Origin of the sequence: Vibrio sp. HENC-03 (assembly GCF_000305755.2) — a bacterium.
Lineage (GTDB): Bacteria > Pseudomonadota > Gammaproteobacteria > Enterobacterales > Vibrionaceae > Vibrio > Vibrio owensii.
On sequence record NZ_JH976064.1, the window covers coordinates 760602 to 776175 of the forward strand.

12 protein-coding genes are annotated in these 15574 nt (G+C 46.0%); 4 read left to right on the top strand and 8 right to left on the bottom strand.

Annotation, left to right across the window (positions count from 1 at the left end; translation table 11 throughout):
* Positions 1 to 10 precede the first annotated feature (10 nt).
* Positions 11 to 910 carry a LysR family transcriptional regulator gene (locus VCHENC03_RS0125430; RefSeq protein WP_005439033.1) on the bottom strand — a complete coding sequence of 300 codons (900 nt, stop codon included), beginning with the start codon at positions 908 to 910 and terminating at the stop codon, positions 11 to 13.
* Between the two features lie 156 nt (positions 911 to 1066).
* Here VCHENC03_RS0125430 and VCHENC03_RS20000 point away from each other — a divergent pair, with 156 nt between their 5' ends.
* Together VCHENC03_RS20000 and lldD are read left to right on the top strand one after the other, a co-directional pair.
* Entirely contained in the window at positions 1067 to 2758 is a 1692-nt protein-coding gene (locus VCHENC03_RS20000; protein ID WP_009704966.1) for an L-lactate permease, read from the top strand.
* Positions 2759 to 3048: 290 nt separating this feature from the next.
* Positions 3049 to 4188, top strand: a complete 1140-nt coding sequence (lldD, locus tag VCHENC03_RS19995; protein ID WP_005439035.1) for an FMN-dependent L-lactate dehydrogenase LldD — start codon at positions 3049 to 3051, stop codon at positions 4186 to 4188.
* 74 nt (positions 4189 to 4262) lie between these two features.
* Here the strand turns inward: lldD and VCHENC03_RS19990 are convergent, their stop codons facing one another.
* Together VCHENC03_RS19990 and VCHENC03_RS19985 are read right to left on the bottom strand one after the other, a co-directional pair.
* Complete coding sequence (locus tag VCHENC03_RS19990; protein WP_032802154.1) at positions 4263 to 5318, bottom strand: glycosyltransferase family 9 protein; 1056 nt, start codon at positions 5316 to 5318, stop codon at positions 4263 to 4265.
* 91 nt (positions 5319 to 5409) lie between these two features.
* On the bottom strand, positions 5410 to 5757 hold the full coding sequence (locus VCHENC03_RS19985; RefSeq protein ID WP_005439037.1) for a helix-turn-helix domain-containing protein: 348 nt from the start codon (positions 5755 to 5757) through the stop codon (positions 5410 to 5412).
* 349 nt (positions 5758 to 6106) lie between these two features.
* Here VCHENC03_RS19985 and VCHENC03_RS19980 point away from each other — a divergent pair, with 349 nt between their 5' ends.
* Positions 6107 to 7210, top strand: coding sequence for a mechanosensitive ion channel family protein (locus tag VCHENC03_RS19980; RefSeq protein ID WP_009704968.1), 1104 nt, complete (start codon positions 6107 to 6109; stop codon positions 7208 to 7210).
* Positions 7211 to 7276: 66 nt separating this feature from the next.
* Here the strand turns inward: VCHENC03_RS19980 and VCHENC03_RS19975 are convergent, their stop codons facing one another.
* Positions 7277 to 7996, bottom strand: coding sequence for a carbonic anhydrase (locus tag VCHENC03_RS19975; RefSeq protein ID WP_009704969.1), 720 nt, complete (start codon positions 7994 to 7996; stop codon positions 7277 to 7279).
* A 503-nt stretch (positions 7997 to 8499) separates the two neighbouring features.
* Here VCHENC03_RS19975 and VCHENC03_RS19970 point away from each other — a divergent pair.
* Entirely contained in the window at positions 8500 to 9480 is a 981-nt protein-coding gene (locus VCHENC03_RS19970; RefSeq protein WP_009704970.1) for a hypothetical protein, read from the top strand.
* Between the two features lie 146 nt (positions 9481 to 9626).
* Here VCHENC03_RS19970 and tdh read toward each other — a convergent pair whose 3' ends face one another.
* From tdh to VCHENC03_RS19950, 4 genes are all read right to left on the bottom strand, one after another.
* On the bottom strand, positions 9627 to 10658 hold the full coding sequence (gene tdh / locus VCHENC03_RS19965) for an L-threonine 3-dehydrogenase (RefSeq protein ID WP_005383983.1): 1032 nt from the start codon (positions 10656 to 10658) through the stop codon (positions 9627 to 9629).
* Between the two features lie 203 nt (positions 10659 to 10861).
* The gene (locus tag VCHENC03_RS19960) at positions 10862 to 12055 is read right to left on the bottom strand and encodes a glycine C-acetyltransferase (RefSeq protein WP_005432273.1); all 1194 of its coding nucleotides are present in this window, start codon (positions 12053 to 12055) and stop codon (positions 10862 to 10864) included.
* 212 nt (positions 12056 to 12267) lie between these two features.
* The gene (locus VCHENC03_RS19955) at positions 12268 to 14595 is read right to left on the bottom strand and encodes a putative bifunctional diguanylate cyclase/phosphodiesterase (RefSeq protein WP_009704971.1); all 2328 of its coding nucleotides are present in this window, start codon (positions 14593 to 14595) and stop codon (positions 12268 to 12270) included.
* Positions 14592 to 15524, bottom strand: coding sequence for a transporter substrate-binding domain-containing protein (locus VCHENC03_RS19950; protein ID WP_009704972.1), 933 nt, complete (start codon positions 15522 to 15524; stop codon positions 14592 to 14594). Before VCHENC03_RS19950 ends, VCHENC03_RS19955 begins: the two co-directional genes overlap by 4 nt.
* Positions 15525 to 15574 lie beyond the last annotated feature (50 nt).

A 15574-nucleotide genomic window follows, 5' to 3' on the forward strand; every position in this document is an offset into this window, starting at 1 on the left:
TATGAACCAATTAAAAGTAATGCGAGATAGTGAGGTATCGCTCTCGGATGTGTTCGATCAAGAGCTTCACTTTATTCGGCGGCTGACGAGTAAAAGGGTAAACCGCGTAGATGCCCAACTTTTTACCTACTAACTCAGGGAAAATATCCACCAGCTCACCACTGCGAATATCGTGATAGACCAAACAACGCGGTACGTAAGCGATACCATGTCCACCCAAGGCTGCCTTTCGCAATGCAGTAGCGTTATCTGTCGAGAAACAACCCGAGACTCTGACAATATAATCGCCATCTTTGCCTTTAAACTGCCAGTCGGTCGCCCCAGTAGTTTGATAGGCATATTGCAGACAGTTGTGTGTGGTTAAGTCGATAGGCTCAATCGGTTTACCATTCTTGGCGATGTAAGAAGGCGAGGCGCAAACCACCCATTGTGAATCAAGAATATGACGCGCAATCAAACTGGAATCTTCTAGGTAACCGGTTCGAATCACCAAGTCAAAACCACCAGCAACCAAGTCAACAAAGCGGTTATCAAGCGACATATCGACGGTGAGGCCTGGGTGCATATTACAAAACTCGGCAACGGCGTCTGCCAAAATCAAATCACCCGAGATAGTCGGCACCGACATTTTGATATGACCGCTGACATTCTCACCAAAGCCTGAAACTGCATCCATAGCCTCCTGAGTGGCTTGCTTCACATTTTTAGCACTGTGTAACAAAACCTTTCCCGCTTCAGTCAGGGTCAATTTACGCGTTGTTCGATATAATAGCTGAGCGCCGATTTCTTCCTCTAGTCGAGCAATCCTCTTACTAACTACCGAATTTGTAAGGTTATTTTCTTCCGCCACCTTACTAAAGCTACCCATTTCTACTACCTGTGAGAACAGGATTAGGTCATCTGCACGCATCGATTATGTCACTTTTGGAATAAATTAATTTCATTATTTCCCTATATCTATAAAAAATAAAGGGGTAAATTCACGCCAAATTAACAAAACCATTACAACAAAAATCATCTCTACAGCATAAAGCCGTTCGAGAAGTCAGCGTACGAGGATGTACCAATGAGTGAAACCCTACTTGCCCTTGTGGCGTTTTCGCCAATTGTTGTCGCCGCCATATTATTGGTTGGTCTCAACTGGCCCGCTAAAAAAGCCATGCCTGTTGCGTTCGGTCTAACCGTCGCTATCGCCCTAATGTTTTGGGATATGTCAGCTACTCGCGTACTGGCGTCTGTCTTCCAAGGATTAGGTATTACTGTCTCTGTTCTTTGGATCGTGTTTGGTGCCATCTTCTTGCTCAACACTTTAAAACACACTGGCGCGATCACCACTATTCGCAATGGGTTTACTGATATTTCAGCCGACCGTCGTGTTCAAGCCATCATCATCGCTTGGTGTTTCGGCTCGTTCATTGAAGGCGCATCTGGCTTCGGTACGCCTGCTGCTATCGCTGCTCCTCTATTGGTAGCCATTGGCTTCCCTGCGCTTGCAGCGGTACTGATGGGCATGATGATCCAATCTACGCCAGTATCTTTCGGTGCGGTTGGGACACCAATCATCGTAGGTGTGAACAAAGGTTTAGACACGCACAACATCGGTGAAGCACTGGTTGCTCATGGCTCAACATGGGACGCGTACTTACAGCAAATCACCGCAAGCGTAGCAATGATTCACGCAACGGTTGGTACTCTCATTCCTGTACTCATGGCAATGATGCTGACGCGCTTCTTCGGTAAGAATAAGAGCTGGAGCGAAGGTCTAGACATTCTGCCATTTGCACTATTTGCTGGTGTTGCCTTCACTGTGCCTTACGCACTAACAGGCGTGTTCCTAGGTGCTGAGTTCCCGTCACTAATCGGTGGTCTAGTTGGTCTAGCTATTGTAGTTACTGCGGCGAAGAAAGGTTTCCTCGTTCCAAAAACCAAATGGGACTTTGAGAGCGAAGATAAATGGCCAGCAGAATGGCTAGGTTCTCTAAAGATCAATCTTGATGACAACCCAGGCAAACCAATGAGCCTAACCAAAGCTTGGGCACCATACGTGATGCTAGCGGTTATCCTAGTGGCAAGCCGTGTAAGCCCTGAGTTCAAAGGTCTGCTTAAGAGTGTAAGCCTATCGTTCGGTAATATTCTTGGTGAAACCGGTATCAGCACGGCAATTCAACCTTTATACCTTCCGGGTGGCATCTTAGTCTTCGTAGCGTTACTTGCGGTTCTTTTGCAAGGTGGCGGCGCTAAGTCACTAGGCAAAGCGTTTGGCGAATCAAGTAAGACACTAATCGGTGCAGGTTTCGTTCTTGTCTTCACCATCCCTATGGTTCGTATCTTTATTAACTCAGGTGTCAACGGCGCCGAGCTAGCAAGTATGCCTGTAACCACGGCAAACTTTGCAGCAGACCTCGTTGGCTCAGCATTCCCGGCGTTGAGCGCTACTGTTGGTGCCCTTGGTGCATTCATCGCCGGTTCTAATACCGTGTCGAACATGATGTTCAGCCAGTTCCAGTTCGAAGTAGCGCAGACACTGACCATCTCAAGTGCCATTGTGGTTGCTCTTCAAGCAGTTGGCGCTGCTGCCGGTAACATGATTGCCATCCACAACGTTGTGGCAGCCTCTGCAACGGTTGGCCTGCTAGGACGAGAAGGTGCAACGCTGCGCAAGACGGTTATCCCAACGTTCTACTACTTGGTGGTCACAGGCATCATAGGTCTGATTCTGATTTACGGATTCCAACTAACAGACGCCTTAATGAAGTAACACTTACGCAGGGTCTCCCCCGCCCTGCACTTTCTCTGGCACAGCGGTCAGCACTACTACCCCGACACTTTTGGTGTGGCTTGCCGCATCAATCCCCCGACCGATGTGCCAGTCTTTTTCAGTGCAGATAATTGATTGTTCCGTGTATGGAATGTCTCACAGCTCAATCACTTATCTATACTCTATTCTGATGTCGACTGCCGAAAGGATGGCAGTCAGTGAAACACTGACAGAGCAGGTGCTCATTGACTCAGGACGCAATCTTAGAATAACAGCCAGGACACACGAATATGATTATCTCTGCTTCTACAGATTACCGCGCTGCTGCGAAAGCCAAGCTGCCTCCATTCCTTTTCCATTACATTGATGGCGGTTCATACGACGAGCGCACATTAAAGCGCAACACCGATGACTTAGGTGACGTGGCACTACGCCAACGTGTTCTGCGTGATATGAGCGATCTAAGCCTAGAAACAGAAATCTTCGGCGAGAAGCTGGCAATGCCAATAGCTTTAGCGCCTGTTGGCCTGACCGGTATGTACGCACGACGTGGTGAGGTTCAAGCAGCAAAAGCGGCAGAAAAGAAAGGCATTCCTTTCACCATGTCGACTGTATCTGTTTGTCCAATTGAGGAAGTGGCACCTGCGATTGAACGCCCAATGTGGTTCCAGCTGTATGTTCTAAAAGACCGCGGCTTTATGAAGAACGTACTTGAGCGCGCGAAAGCCGCTGGCGTAACAACGCTGGTCTTCACAGTGGATATGCCAGTTCCAGGAGCGCGTTACCGTGACATGCACTCTGGTATGAGCGGCCCTAATGCCGCGATGCGCCGTGTATTCCAAGCGATGCGCCATCCAAGCTGGGCGTTGGATGTCGGCGTGTTAGGTAAACCTCACGACTTAGGTAACATTTCAACTTACCGTGGCGAACCAACTAAGCTGGAAGATTACATTGGCTGGCTAGGCGCAAACTTCGATCCTTCAATCTCTTGGAAAGATCTAGAGTGGATTCGAGACTTTTGGGACGGACCAATGGTCATCAAAGGCATCCTAGACGAAGAAGATGCAAAAGACGCGGTTCGCTTCGGTGCCGATGGTATCGTGGTATCTAACCACGGTGGTCGCCAGCTTGATGGCGTACTATCAACAGCAAAAGCGCTGCCAAGCATTGCAGATGCCGTAAAAGGTGACCTGAAGATTTTCGTCGATTCAGGTATTCGTACTGGTTTGGATGTAGTTCGAATGCTGGCACTAGGTGCAGACTGTACGCTACTTGGTCGCTCTTTTGTATACGCACTCGCAGCCCAAGGCGGTGCTGGCGTAGAGAACTTGCTTGACCTTTACGACAAAGAAATGCGCGTAGCAATGACGCTTACAGGAGCGAAAACCATCTCTGACTTATCGCGTGATTCTTTGGTGAAGATTCCTTAGGCAAATCGCCCTAAACCATGTTCATACAAAAAGTGACAGCACAATTGGCTGTCACTTTTTCATTTCATCCGGCGTTACGCCATTCTTAACACAGGCTCGAACTCGGCTTGTTCCTCCGAAAGAAACAATCGAATCGCATGGCATTTCTCGCCCATCAACCCGAATCGCTGTGGGCACGTTTCCGTATAAAAACCAAAGCAAGTTGCACCTGCGGCATCCGCTAAATGCAACGGCCCCGTATCACAGCAAAGAAACCCATCAAGATAACGCAACGTTGCACCCAATTGACGCAGGTCCTTGCATGCCAAAGTGCGGGAGTCTTTTAATAGTGGCTGCTGGATATCTGGGCTTAATACCTCTACCCAATTCACTCTCTGTCCTTGTTTGCGTTCAAATTCGGCCAGAATGTTTAACCAAGCATGGTCACTGAGCTTTTTCTTGCCTCGCGCACCACGGAAGAAAGCAAACGTTGGCTTGCCTTCTTCGCGTAATTTACGTGTTTGCTGAATACCAGAGGAAAGCTCTTTTGAATCAAACACAATATGATGATCTAAGGTGTTATCAAGTTCATATCCCATCGCTTCAAGGATAGAAAGTGGCTTGTAGGCACCGTGACGAAAAGGCGAATCGGTGACCGAGGAGTGAGTAAATACTTGCTCTGTTTTAACTTTCTTAAAAGCGATCTTATTCTTCGCCGGAATCACAGCGGAAAGAAAAGTGTCGCACGCCCCCGCAGTCGGTGCGAACAACAAGTCATATCTCTCTCGCTTTAACAAACGGATAGTCGCAAGTGCTTTATCTGGCGATTTGAATGACAAGTTGGAGTAATGAATTTGATTGATGCCAAGATTCTTGAAGACTTCCCCCTGCCAAGGCGAATTCAACAATAGATCAACTTTCGTATTTGGGTATAAGCGTAGAACCTGATGAACAAAAGGAAGCAGGAAGTACATATTTCCGATACGACTGTTGTTTCTCACGATCAAAATACGTTTCACCTGATCGTGCGGCATTGGTTCGTGAACAGTGAGAGAGTCGTCATTCAACCAACCTGCAAGTTTAGGCTCAAGTTGGTGCGTCAAACGACGACGTTGTTTATCGAAATTACGGAGAAAAGTCTTCACAGCCATTCCTTTCATTCAAAGGGACATCATGGCTGCTAGTTTTATCAGTAGAGATGTGAATAAATTGTCTACGACAAAAAATACACGGATGGATCGGCTAGTTCACCGTGTGTTCGTACTCGATCACAACTTGGTTGCCTTCAATGAAGACATTACGGATTTCACCATCTACGGTGATACGGTTTTGTAGATACACGGAGCCCGAAGAAGAAATATCGCGTTTGCTCATAGATGGAATCACTTGCCCAGGACGAACGTGCAATTGTTCGCAAAGTTGCTTCACGAAGCCAAGTGTTAGCGGAGCGTTCCCACGTAACAAAGCAGAGAACTCATGCAAGCTTAAACCTAGGCGCTTTGCCATCTCCATTTGGGTGAGGTGCATTTTTGCTTTTTGCGACATCCAAATGTCGTAGAGCGCATTTCTATCTAGCTCTGTGAATTCCATGGTTTATCTCCGTATGTCAAAGTGACACTAAAGTCTCATATTTGAGCTTGATAAATGTTAGCGATGAGTCAAAGAACCTACAATTGATGGTTCGAATGATAGCGCTTATCTTTCAAAGTTCGAGTTTCATCACACCATGTAGGTTGAACAGTACTAGTTTTACATTTCACCATACGTATCATCATCTTGTATTTACACATTAATCATTAACATCACTCTAAACACTCCTCTCCTTAACAGTAGTGATAAGAAGACAAGAACGGATTATTCGAATCACATCATTTTGCTAGGGCGGAAACTCAAACTCTGCTACCTTTCACTCATTGTTCCAAAAAATGAAACTTTACTTATGCCACAGTGGTTTACAGAACTTCAAACTTACATCATGGCCCATCATCAAGACTGGAGCAGCAGCGTACTGTTCATTACGATTGCGAGCTTTTTTGCTTGGATTGCGTGGCGCGTATTGCATTCTCGATTAGCCATTTTGGTCGAGAAAACCCCATTTCATTGGGATGACCTTTTATTAGAAGCACTCAAAACCCCCGTCAGTACCTTAATCTGGTGTTGGCCTGCGACGGTATCTTTAGGCATTGTTTTGCAAAGTGAGCTGGGGAACGAGTTCAACTGGCTCAGCACTCTTAAACTCATTCTTGTTATCAGCATCCTAGTTTGGATTGTGATGCGTCTTATCACCAACGTCGAAGACTACGTGCTGGAGCAGAAAACCCGTGACGAGACGACCGTACAAGCCGTCGCGAAAGTCGCTCGCCTGTTCTTTATCGTTATCGGCGTATTGACCGTTATGCAGGCATTTGGCCTTAGCCTTTCTGGTTTACTGACCTTTGGTGGTGTCGGTGGTTTGATTGTCGGTTTGGCAGCCAAGGATCTTCTATCAAACTTCTTTGGTGGTTTGATGATTTACTTCGATCGTCCGTTTAAGGTTGGCGATTGGATCCGCTCTCCTGACCGTCAAATTGAAGGAACGGTGGAACGCATTGGATGGCGTATGACCAGCATTCGTACCTTCGATAAGCGACCTATCTATGTGCCTAACTCAGTATTCAGCAACATCGTGGTCGAAAACCCGTCCCGCATGTTGAACCGCCGAATCTTTGAGACAATTGGCCTGCGCTACGACGATGCAGACAAAGTACCAGTAATCATTGATGAAGTGCGCGAAATGCTGAAGAACCACAAAGACATCGATACGCGCCAGACACTTATCGTCAACTTCGATGCGTTTGGTGCGTCTTCACTGAACTTCTTTATCTATACCTTCACCAAAACAGTGAACTGGGTTCGCTACCACGAAGTGAAGCAAGATGTGCTTTTGCAGGTCATGGCGATCATTAAGAAGCACGAAGCGGATATTGCGTTCCCTACGCAAACACTCAAGCTTGACCCGATTCAAATGGCGAAAGCTCAAACGCAAGACGACAGTGGTTTCTAATTTCAAAATACCAAACACAAAGCCCGCTAAATCAGCGGGCTTTTTTATGACTGGTCACTTCAACCATTATTGCTGCGCTAGAATCATTCGAGCGTTAAGCGGTTGGATTGGACGGTTGTTTTGCCCCATCGCTTTCGCAAACTCTTTCACCTGCTCTGGGGAGATAGTTTGTGTCTCTTTAATCACCAACCAACGCACACCTTCAGAACACGGTGGCGTGGTTAGAGAGCCATTGAAGCGGTAGTAGTCTTTATCACTTGGAATAAGCGCGTCAGCATCAAATGGAACCTTGATGGCTACGTCCTGATCTTTAGTTGGGATGTTAGCCAGCAGCTTAGCAAGATCTGGGTTCGCGTCACCCAGTTTAAAGAACACCGCGACAACCGCCAGATGGCCAGCCTTGTCGGCATGCACAAAGTGCGCTTCTAGTGGATATTCTTTACCATCTACATGGTTTTCAGATGGCGTATGGAAGTGGAACTGTTTTAACGTAAACTCTTTACCATCAATAGTGAGAGTATTTTTGCCTTCTAAACTGGTCTGTAAAGTGTGGCCGTTATTCAACAGTGAAATCGCCTTACCTTCGTAATCGAAATCCAGTTTTTCTAGCTTCGCTTCAGCCGCTGATTCGATATTGATTGGACTTTGGTTTTGACCTTTCGCACATTCAGGTGCGAATTCACCCCAATTTGCCGGGCCGTGCTCACCCTCATAGCCCCAGTTTGCCGCGTTTGCTGAGCCTGCAAATACCAATGCTAAACCAAGTGCTGTCAGTGACTTTCTCATTTTCATTTCCTTTTGTATCTATGGTTAAGTAATGAACACTTTCTTATGCGTATGTTCACGCATGCAGTATTAACAAAGGAATGACGAAAATGGATTAGCTCGCGCTATGCAATCTATGTTTACCTGCTAAATTTGGAAATGATCTCCACATTTTATGTAATTGATAAGTCGGCAATTAGAAACCATAGAGAATCAGACCAGTACAAAAATATTGCAGCAATAAAGGGGAGAGTATTGGCTAAGCTGACTGTTAAAACAATAACTTTGAATATTATAAAGACGCACTTTAATAACTATCACAAATAAATAAGTTCTTAACAGTCATCTATTGAATTTTATAAGTGGTTTTTATTTAGCCACAACAAACTTAAACACACAGCTGAATTTAAAATACAATTTCGTTCTGAGCTTTCTGTTAGTAAAAATCACTATTTAAACAGTCGCCTCATGAAATATTGAAAATCATAGGTATTCTTTTATTTATTTTTATTGGAATGCCGACTATGCGATATCAATCAGCGCCTGCTAATACAGAAGAAGCACAAGAAACCACAGCGCAACGAGCAGCACGACAACAGCAAGAACGCAGGGATGAGTTAACTTACTCGTCAAGTGACTACAAGCGCTGGAATGATAACCGAGACAAAGTCGTCGCCGACCGCAAAGAAGAAGAACAGAAAAACCATATTCACGTGGGCGAAGAACGTGAGCTGCCTGACGCTATCCTGTCACCGATGCCCGCATCAAGAATGGAAATGAACGATGCGATAGGAAAACGCGTCTTGCCATCAGACCTGCTTGGTTCTAGCTTTGCCAATCAGCCTGTTAGTGCAGAGGTTGTCGCTCTTCAGATGTCATCACTCACCCCTACCACTCAAAAGGAAGTTAAAGAGAGTGGTGAGCTTGTGTTTAGTGGCATGCAATACAAACACGCTCATGGAGCGGTAGGTGCGCTCCAAGTTATCGATACATATGCAGGCGAACAACCCGATAAAAATACATCACAGATGGCCTACTGGGTCGCGCAAGGCAAGTATCTCGATATACCTAAACACCCTGATCCTCATCGCGACCATTTATATGTTTTCACGCCCAATTTCAGCGGTTGCTCTTTTGTTGTGGATGACTGGAGCGATGATTTAATCAGGGTTTACCATGTGGAAGGTGGCAAAGAAGATAAGCAATACAATGATGTAAAAGACCATATCAACGGATTAATCAACTATATGAGTTTCCGTGATTATGGCTTTTACCAAAAAGGTAGCACCACGATTAAGAATATTACGGGCTTTGCCTTTATGCGCTACAACACTCAAACTCGAAATTGGGAAATTCATTACCAGAAGCAGGAGCATGCCCCTTCTATCAGTCAACCTACGACATCAGCTAAAACACTCTTCTCATCAGAAAAGCACACGGCAAAAGTCATGGCATCGAAGGAGTCTCGTGTAGTTGAAACAGGAACCATAGTAATAAAACGCTAACGCTGAAGTAGTAATGAGTTTGAGTTGCCAACGAAGCGCTGTTCAACAAAATAGTCAGTCATTAAAAACAAAAAACGCCCCAAGGTTCACTTGGGGCGTTTTTATTAATTTGATATCAAGAGGTTTTAGGTTGCTTTATCGCGACCTTATTCCCAATCAAGAATAACCTTGCCTGACATACCGCTGCGCATTACATCGAAGCCTTCTTGGAAGTCATCAATCTTGTAGTGGTGCGTGATGATTGGCGATAGATCCAGACCAGATTGGATCAGTGAAGCCATCTTGTACCAAGTTTCGAACATTTCACGGCCGTAGATACCTTTGATCACCAAGCCTTTGAAGATAACTTGGTTCCAGTCGATACCCATGTCTGATGGTGGAATACCTAGTAGTGCAATACGACCACCGTGGTTCATTGTCGTTAGCATCGAGTTGAATGCGGCTGGGTTACCAGACATTTCTAGACCTACGTCGAAGCCTTCTGTCATGCCTAGCTCAGCCATTACGTCTTCTAGCTTCTCTTCTGCAACGTTTACTGCGCGCGTTACGCCCATTTTACGAGCAAGTTCTAGACGGTATTCGTTCACGTCTGTGATCACTACGTGACGAGCACCAACGTGTTTTGCTACTGCCGCTGCCATGATACCGATTGGGCCTGCACCTGTGATAAGCACGTCTTCGCCTACTAGGTCGAAAGAAAGCGCGGTGTGTACTGCGTTACCAAACGGGTCAAAGATAGACGCTAGATCGTCAGAGATACCTTCAGGGATCTTAAACGCGTTGAACGCTGGGATCACTAGGTATTCTGCGAATGCACCTTCGCGGTTAACGCCTACACCAATTGTGTTACGACAAAGGTGAGTACGGCCGCCACGACAGTTACGACAGTGACCACACGTGATGTGACCTTCGCCAGATACGCGGTCACCGATTTCAAAGCCACGAACTTCCTGACCAATCGCAACCACTTCACCCACGTATTCGTGACCGACAACCATAGGTACTGGAATTGTCTTTTGTGACCATTCGTCCCAGTTGTAGATGTGTACATCTGTACCACAGATAGCGGTTTTCTTAATTTTGATCAGAATGTCGTTATGGCCAACTTCAGGTTTATCAACCTCAGTCATCCAGATGCCTTCTTCAGGCTTTAGCTTTGATAATGCTTTAATTTTCATAGTATTCACCAAACATTGCCCCGCTCTATGCGTGACAAAAAATTCTTTCATCTAATGCGTTTAAAGAAGAAACAAAGGCTTTGCCCATGAGCCGACTCAGAAGAGTTGGGAAAGCCTTTTTATCTTTAAACGTAAGCTCTTTCTCCTTTCCATCTAATCCCTCTCCTATGTTTTAGGAGGAGGCTAGGAAGGGGAAACGAAACTTAGATGATGCCCATGTCCTTACCAACTTGGATGAACGCGTCGATTGCGCGGTCCAGTTGCTCACGAGAGTGTGCCGCAGACATTTGAGTACGGATACGCGCTTGACCTTTTGGTACAACTGGGAATGAGAAGCCGATTACGTAGATGCCTTTCTCTAGAGCGCGCTCTGCGAATTCTGCTGCTACTTTTGCGTCGCCAAGCATGATTGGAATGATTGCGTGATCAGCACCACCCATCGTGAAACCAGCGTCTTCCATGCGAGTACGGAAGTGTGCTGCGTTTTCCCATAGACGGTCACGTAGGTCACCGCTCTCTTCTAATAGGTCTAGAACGCGGATAGAAGCGCTTACGATTGCTGGTGCAACAGAGTTAGAGAATAGGTATGGACGAGAACGCTGACGTAGCCAGTCAATCACTTCCGCTTTACCAGATGTGTAACCGCCTGAAGCGCCGCCCATTGCTTTACCTAACGTACCAGTGATGATGTCGATACGGTCAACCACGTTGTGGTGCTCGTGCGTACCTGCACCTGTTTTACCCATGAAGCCAACAGCGTGAGAGTCATCAACCATAGTCAGTGCGCCGTACTTCTCTGCTAGGTCACAGATAGCTGGTAGGTTTGCTACTACACCGTCCATTGAGAACACGCCGTCCGTTACGATAAGAATGTGGCGAGCGCCTGCTTCTTTCGCAGCGATCAGTTGTTGCTCTAACTCTTCCATGTTGTTGTTTGAGTAGCGGAAACGCATCGCTTTACATAGACGAACACCATCGATGATTGACGCGTGGTTTAGTGCGTCAGAGATGATTGCGTCTTCTTTACCTAGAATAGTTTCAAATAAGCCCGCGTTTGCGTCGAAACATGATGTGTAAAGAATCGTGTCTTCTTTACCTAGGAACTTAGAAAGCTTCTGCTCAAGCTCTTTGTGGATGTCTTGAGTACCACAGATGAAACGTACTGAAGCCATACCAAAGCCGTGCTCGTCCATGCCTGCTTTACCCGCTTCGATAAGTGCTGGGTGGTTAGCAAGACCAAGGTAGTTGTTCGCACAGAAGTTTAGTACTTCTTCACCAGTAGAGATTTTAACAGCCGCTTGCTGTTGAGACGTGATGATACGCTCTGCCTTGTAAAGGCCTTCCGCCTTCACTTCTTCAATTTGCTGTTCAATCTGTTGGTAAAATGCAGAAGACATTCGCAATTCCTTCCTGTTTATTTTGTCGAGTTTTCACTCGATTAGAATTAGGTTGAGCCTTTATGTGACGGGGGTCACAGGCACTTACTTATCAATTAAGTGTAGTGTAATTCAAGGAAGGAAAAACGATTATCCCTCAAGGTGGAAAAGCATTAATGAACCCAAGGCACGAATCCAGTTAATGCTTTTCTATGAGGTTGTAATGAAAGGAGTTATAGCCAAGTCGGCTTAGCTAAAAGTGCTTCAAAGTCCTTAGCAGGTAATGGTCGGCTATAGTGGAAACCTTGTCCGAACTCACAGTTTAGGTTTTTCAGGTAATCCACATGACGCTGTTCTTCGATGCCTTCTGCGACGATCTTCAGATTCAACGCTTTCGCCATCGCAATAATTACGTTCACAAGCTCACGGTCGGACTCATTCTCAAACATGTTCTGCAAGAAGCTGCGGTCGATCTTGAGGCGATCAAACGGGAACTTCTGCAAGTAACTTAATGCGGAATAACCGGTACCGAAATCATCAATGGTAAGCTTCGCGCCCAATGCTCGTAAGCTGTCTAACATCCCCATCAGTTCGTTACTGTGGTTGAAGAGCAAGCTTTCCGTTACTTCTACATCGAACATCTCGGCAGGTAATCCCGACTCTTCGAGGTGCTGCTTAATTTGTTCTAAGAGTTGATCACAGTATCTAAACTGCACACTAGAGAAGTTTACTGACACGAACAGAGGTGCAACGGTCTGCCATTGGGCAGCTTGGTGGCACGCTTGGCGAATTGCAAAGTCCCCTAGCTGATGAATCAAACCGTTCTTCTCGGCAATTGAGATAAACTCTTCTGGATTGACGAAACCAAACTTCTCATCGTTCCAACGCATCAAGGCTTCAGCACCAACAATCGTACCGCTGTTCAAGTCAATAATAGGTTGGTAGTAGAGCTCTAATAAATCATGCGCAATGGCATGACGCAGACGGCTTTCTAAATCTAAGAAGCGCTGCAAATCTTGGTTCATGTTGTGGTCATAGAAGCAGAACGCATCACGACCATCTTGCTTCACGCGGTACATCGCCATGTCTGCACACGCCAGTAGTTGCTCTGCGTTGTCGCCATCCTCTGGGAACACCGACATACCAACACTTGCCGATAGGAAGAACTCGTGGTTTTGCCAAACGAACGGTTCATTGAACACAGACAGAACAGTCGTAGCAAAACGTTTTGCGCTGTCGGCATCTTGCAAATCAGGGATAACCAAGAGGAATTCATCGCCACCAATACGCGCGAGTAAGTCAGTCTTGCGTACCGCGTTGTGCAGGCGTTCTGCTGCCAGTTTCAAGACTTCATCACCGACAAAGTGACCCATGGAGTCATTGATTTGTTTGAAGTGGTCGAGGTCAATGAACATAACCAATACGTTGGAACCCATTCGCTCAGCGCGTGACAGTTCCAGATCCAAACGTTCTGAGCCATATACTCGGTTTGGCAGTCCGGTTAGAGAGTCGTGTTTTGCTTGGTAAGCCAACTCCATCTCTGATGATTTACGACGCTCGATTTCACTGGTTAATCGTTGGTTTTGCTGAGACAGAAAGTCTTTACGCTTTTTTTCTTCTTCCAGTTTGATCTTAAGCTCGACGCGCGTGTTATTTAGGCTAAACGCATACAAGAGACCAAACACAATCAAAATAGCAAGGATACTCAACCCAGTAATGAATACGCGCGAGGTGTAGATGTCGCGTTCACTGAGCGATTCAAACCACGCCATCAACTCGAAATGATGGCGTTCAATTGGCACTTCGAAGTAAATCTTCTGTTTAAGCTCTTGAGAAAGCGCCTCTGGGCCCGTAACATTTTCTTGTTCCAGTTTGCGGCTGATCGAATCCCAAACTTCCATTTCAACGTCATTGATCTTCAGCACCATGCGACTGTAACTGTCTTCATGTTCCTGATTGGTGAGTTGAGAAATCACTACTTGCTTGTTGATGTCTGCAATCAAGTAACCAACCGGTTTGCCTGAGAACATCACTTGCTTGACCACTTGGATTAACACTCTACCGTCATCACGAACGGCTCGTATCTCTTCGGTATTTTTGTGGTTTTGCAGTAATCGCGAGGTGTCGATGCGATGGTCTGTTTTCGCACCAGTTGTGACGATTGTTGATCCATCAAGGCCAATCAGGGTCAGCTTCTTGTAGATGATTTGGTTATTGACGATTTTCGTTTCGGACTTTTCTTGCAGCTTGCGTTTCAAATTAATCAAACTCGCACCCAAGCCGTATTCCATCGACATGCCAGAAGCGAGGTTAGCAAAAAAGGTCTGCACCGTTTTATCGGTGGATAGATGGTCTATATCTTCGCTGGCAAGCGTAAATAAATTATCAAGCGTACCTGCGTAACTTTTCACCTTTAGGCCGAGTTCTCGGTGTTGTGAATCTTTTAATTTATTTTGACCTAAACTCGTCACAGTAATAAGCATCGCCAAGTAAAGCGATACCAAAATCGCACTGATGGTAATGATCTTCTGGCTTGATATTTTTTTTACAGACTTTCTCATATATCTTTCTTACTATCTTCTAAGAAGTAGTCATTATAGAAATAGTAAATAGATGGGTAATATTTCTCGACCAGAGCTTGGTACGTCCCATCTTGCTTAATTGAATTCAAATATTGGTTAAACGCGGCTTTTAATTCAGGAGAATCCTTACGGAAGGCAACCGCCATTTTTTGATTTTCAGAGACTGGGCCAATGACTTTGATTTCACCTGGCCATTTTTCTAATGCAATCAGTGTATCTGCCACATCTAGCAGCGTACTCTCTGCATCGTTCTTCATGATGGCAGGAACCATTTCGTTCAAACGGCGCTGGCCATCAGGCAAAATCACCTTAGCACCCGTGTCATACAAGTTGTAAAGATTTGGGTCTAGGCATGAGTGCTCCATCGCCAGAACTTCACGTCCATTAATCAGCGCTTTTACTTTGGTGATGTCGCGCTCCACCGAGCCAGTCGGCGTGATTGGCGTAAGAGTAGAGTCGGTACGAGCCACCAGCCACACTGCAGATGGGAAGTAGTCATCTGAAAAATCAACGATTTGAGCACGCCAATCCAAAATAGTGACACCGTTAGCGATCAGATCGCCTTCAACTGGCATCTTCTCACCCACGACGAGCTGCGCATCTTTGTATTCAACTTGCTGGCCTGTCAGTTTACCGACCACATTATTCCACTGCGCTGGCACGTACTGGTAACGCACGCCGAGAGATTGAGCAAACCCTTTAATGATATCGACATCAAGACCTGTCAGTGTCTGCATTTCCCCTTGATCAATGTAAGAAACGAAGTTGGCGTAAGGCACACCGATATGACGCAGCACGCCACTGTCTTTAATGTCTTGCAGATCGCCCGCCGAGGCAGAAGTCGACATGATTGAAGCAAGAGCAACGGTAAGTGCCGTCATGGTTCGTTTGATTGTTTTCACTGACATGGTGAATATCCCTCTCTTCCACAAAGCGCCCAATAAAGGGCGCTTTGAAA

Coding starts and splice junctions, on each gene's coding strand:
- VCHENC03_RS19980 (WP_009704968.1), top strand. CDS start 6,107: ATGCCACAGTGGTTTACAGAACTTCAAACTTACATCATGGCCCATCAT.
- VCHENC03_RS19970 (WP_009704970.1), top strand. CDS start 8,500: ATGCGATATCAATCAGCGCCTGCTAATACAGAAGAAGCACAAGAAACC.
- VCHENC03_RS0125430 (WP_005439033.1), bottom strand. CDS start 910: ATGCGTGCAGATGACCTAATCCTGTTCTCACAGGTAGTAGAAATGGGT.
- VCHENC03_RS19985 (WP_005439037.1), bottom strand. CDS start 5,757: ATGGAATTCACAGAGCTAGATAGAAATGCGCTCTACGACATTTGGATG.
- lldD (WP_005439035.1), top strand. CDS start 3,049: ATGATTATCTCTGCTTCTACAGATTACCGCGCTGCTGCGAAAGCCAAG.
- VCHENC03_RS20000 (WP_009704966.1), top strand. CDS start 1,067: ATGAGTGAAACCCTACTTGCCCTTGTGGCGTTTTCGCCAATTGTTGTC.
- VCHENC03_RS19990 (WP_032802154.1), bottom strand. CDS start 5,318: ATGGCTGTGAAGACTTTTCTCCGTAATTTCGATAAACAACGTCGTCGT.
- VCHENC03_RS19975 (WP_009704969.1), bottom strand. CDS start 7,996: ATGAGAAAGTCACTGACAGCACTTGGTTTAGCATTGGTATTTGCAGGC.
- VCHENC03_RS19955 (WP_009704971.1), bottom strand. CDS start 14,595: ATGAGAAAGTCTGTAAAAAAAATATCAAGCCAGAAGATCATTACCATC.
- VCHENC03_RS19960 (WP_005432273.1), bottom strand. CDS start 12,055: ATGTCTTCTGCATTTTACCAACAGATTGAACAGCAAATTGAAGAAGTG.
- VCHENC03_RS19950 (WP_009704972.1), bottom strand. CDS start 15,524: ATGTCAGTGAAAACAATCAAACGAACCATGACGGCACTTACCGTTGCT.
- tdh (WP_005383983.1), bottom strand. CDS start 10,658: ATGAAAATTAAAGCATTATCAAAGCTAAAGCCTGAAGAAGGCATCTGG.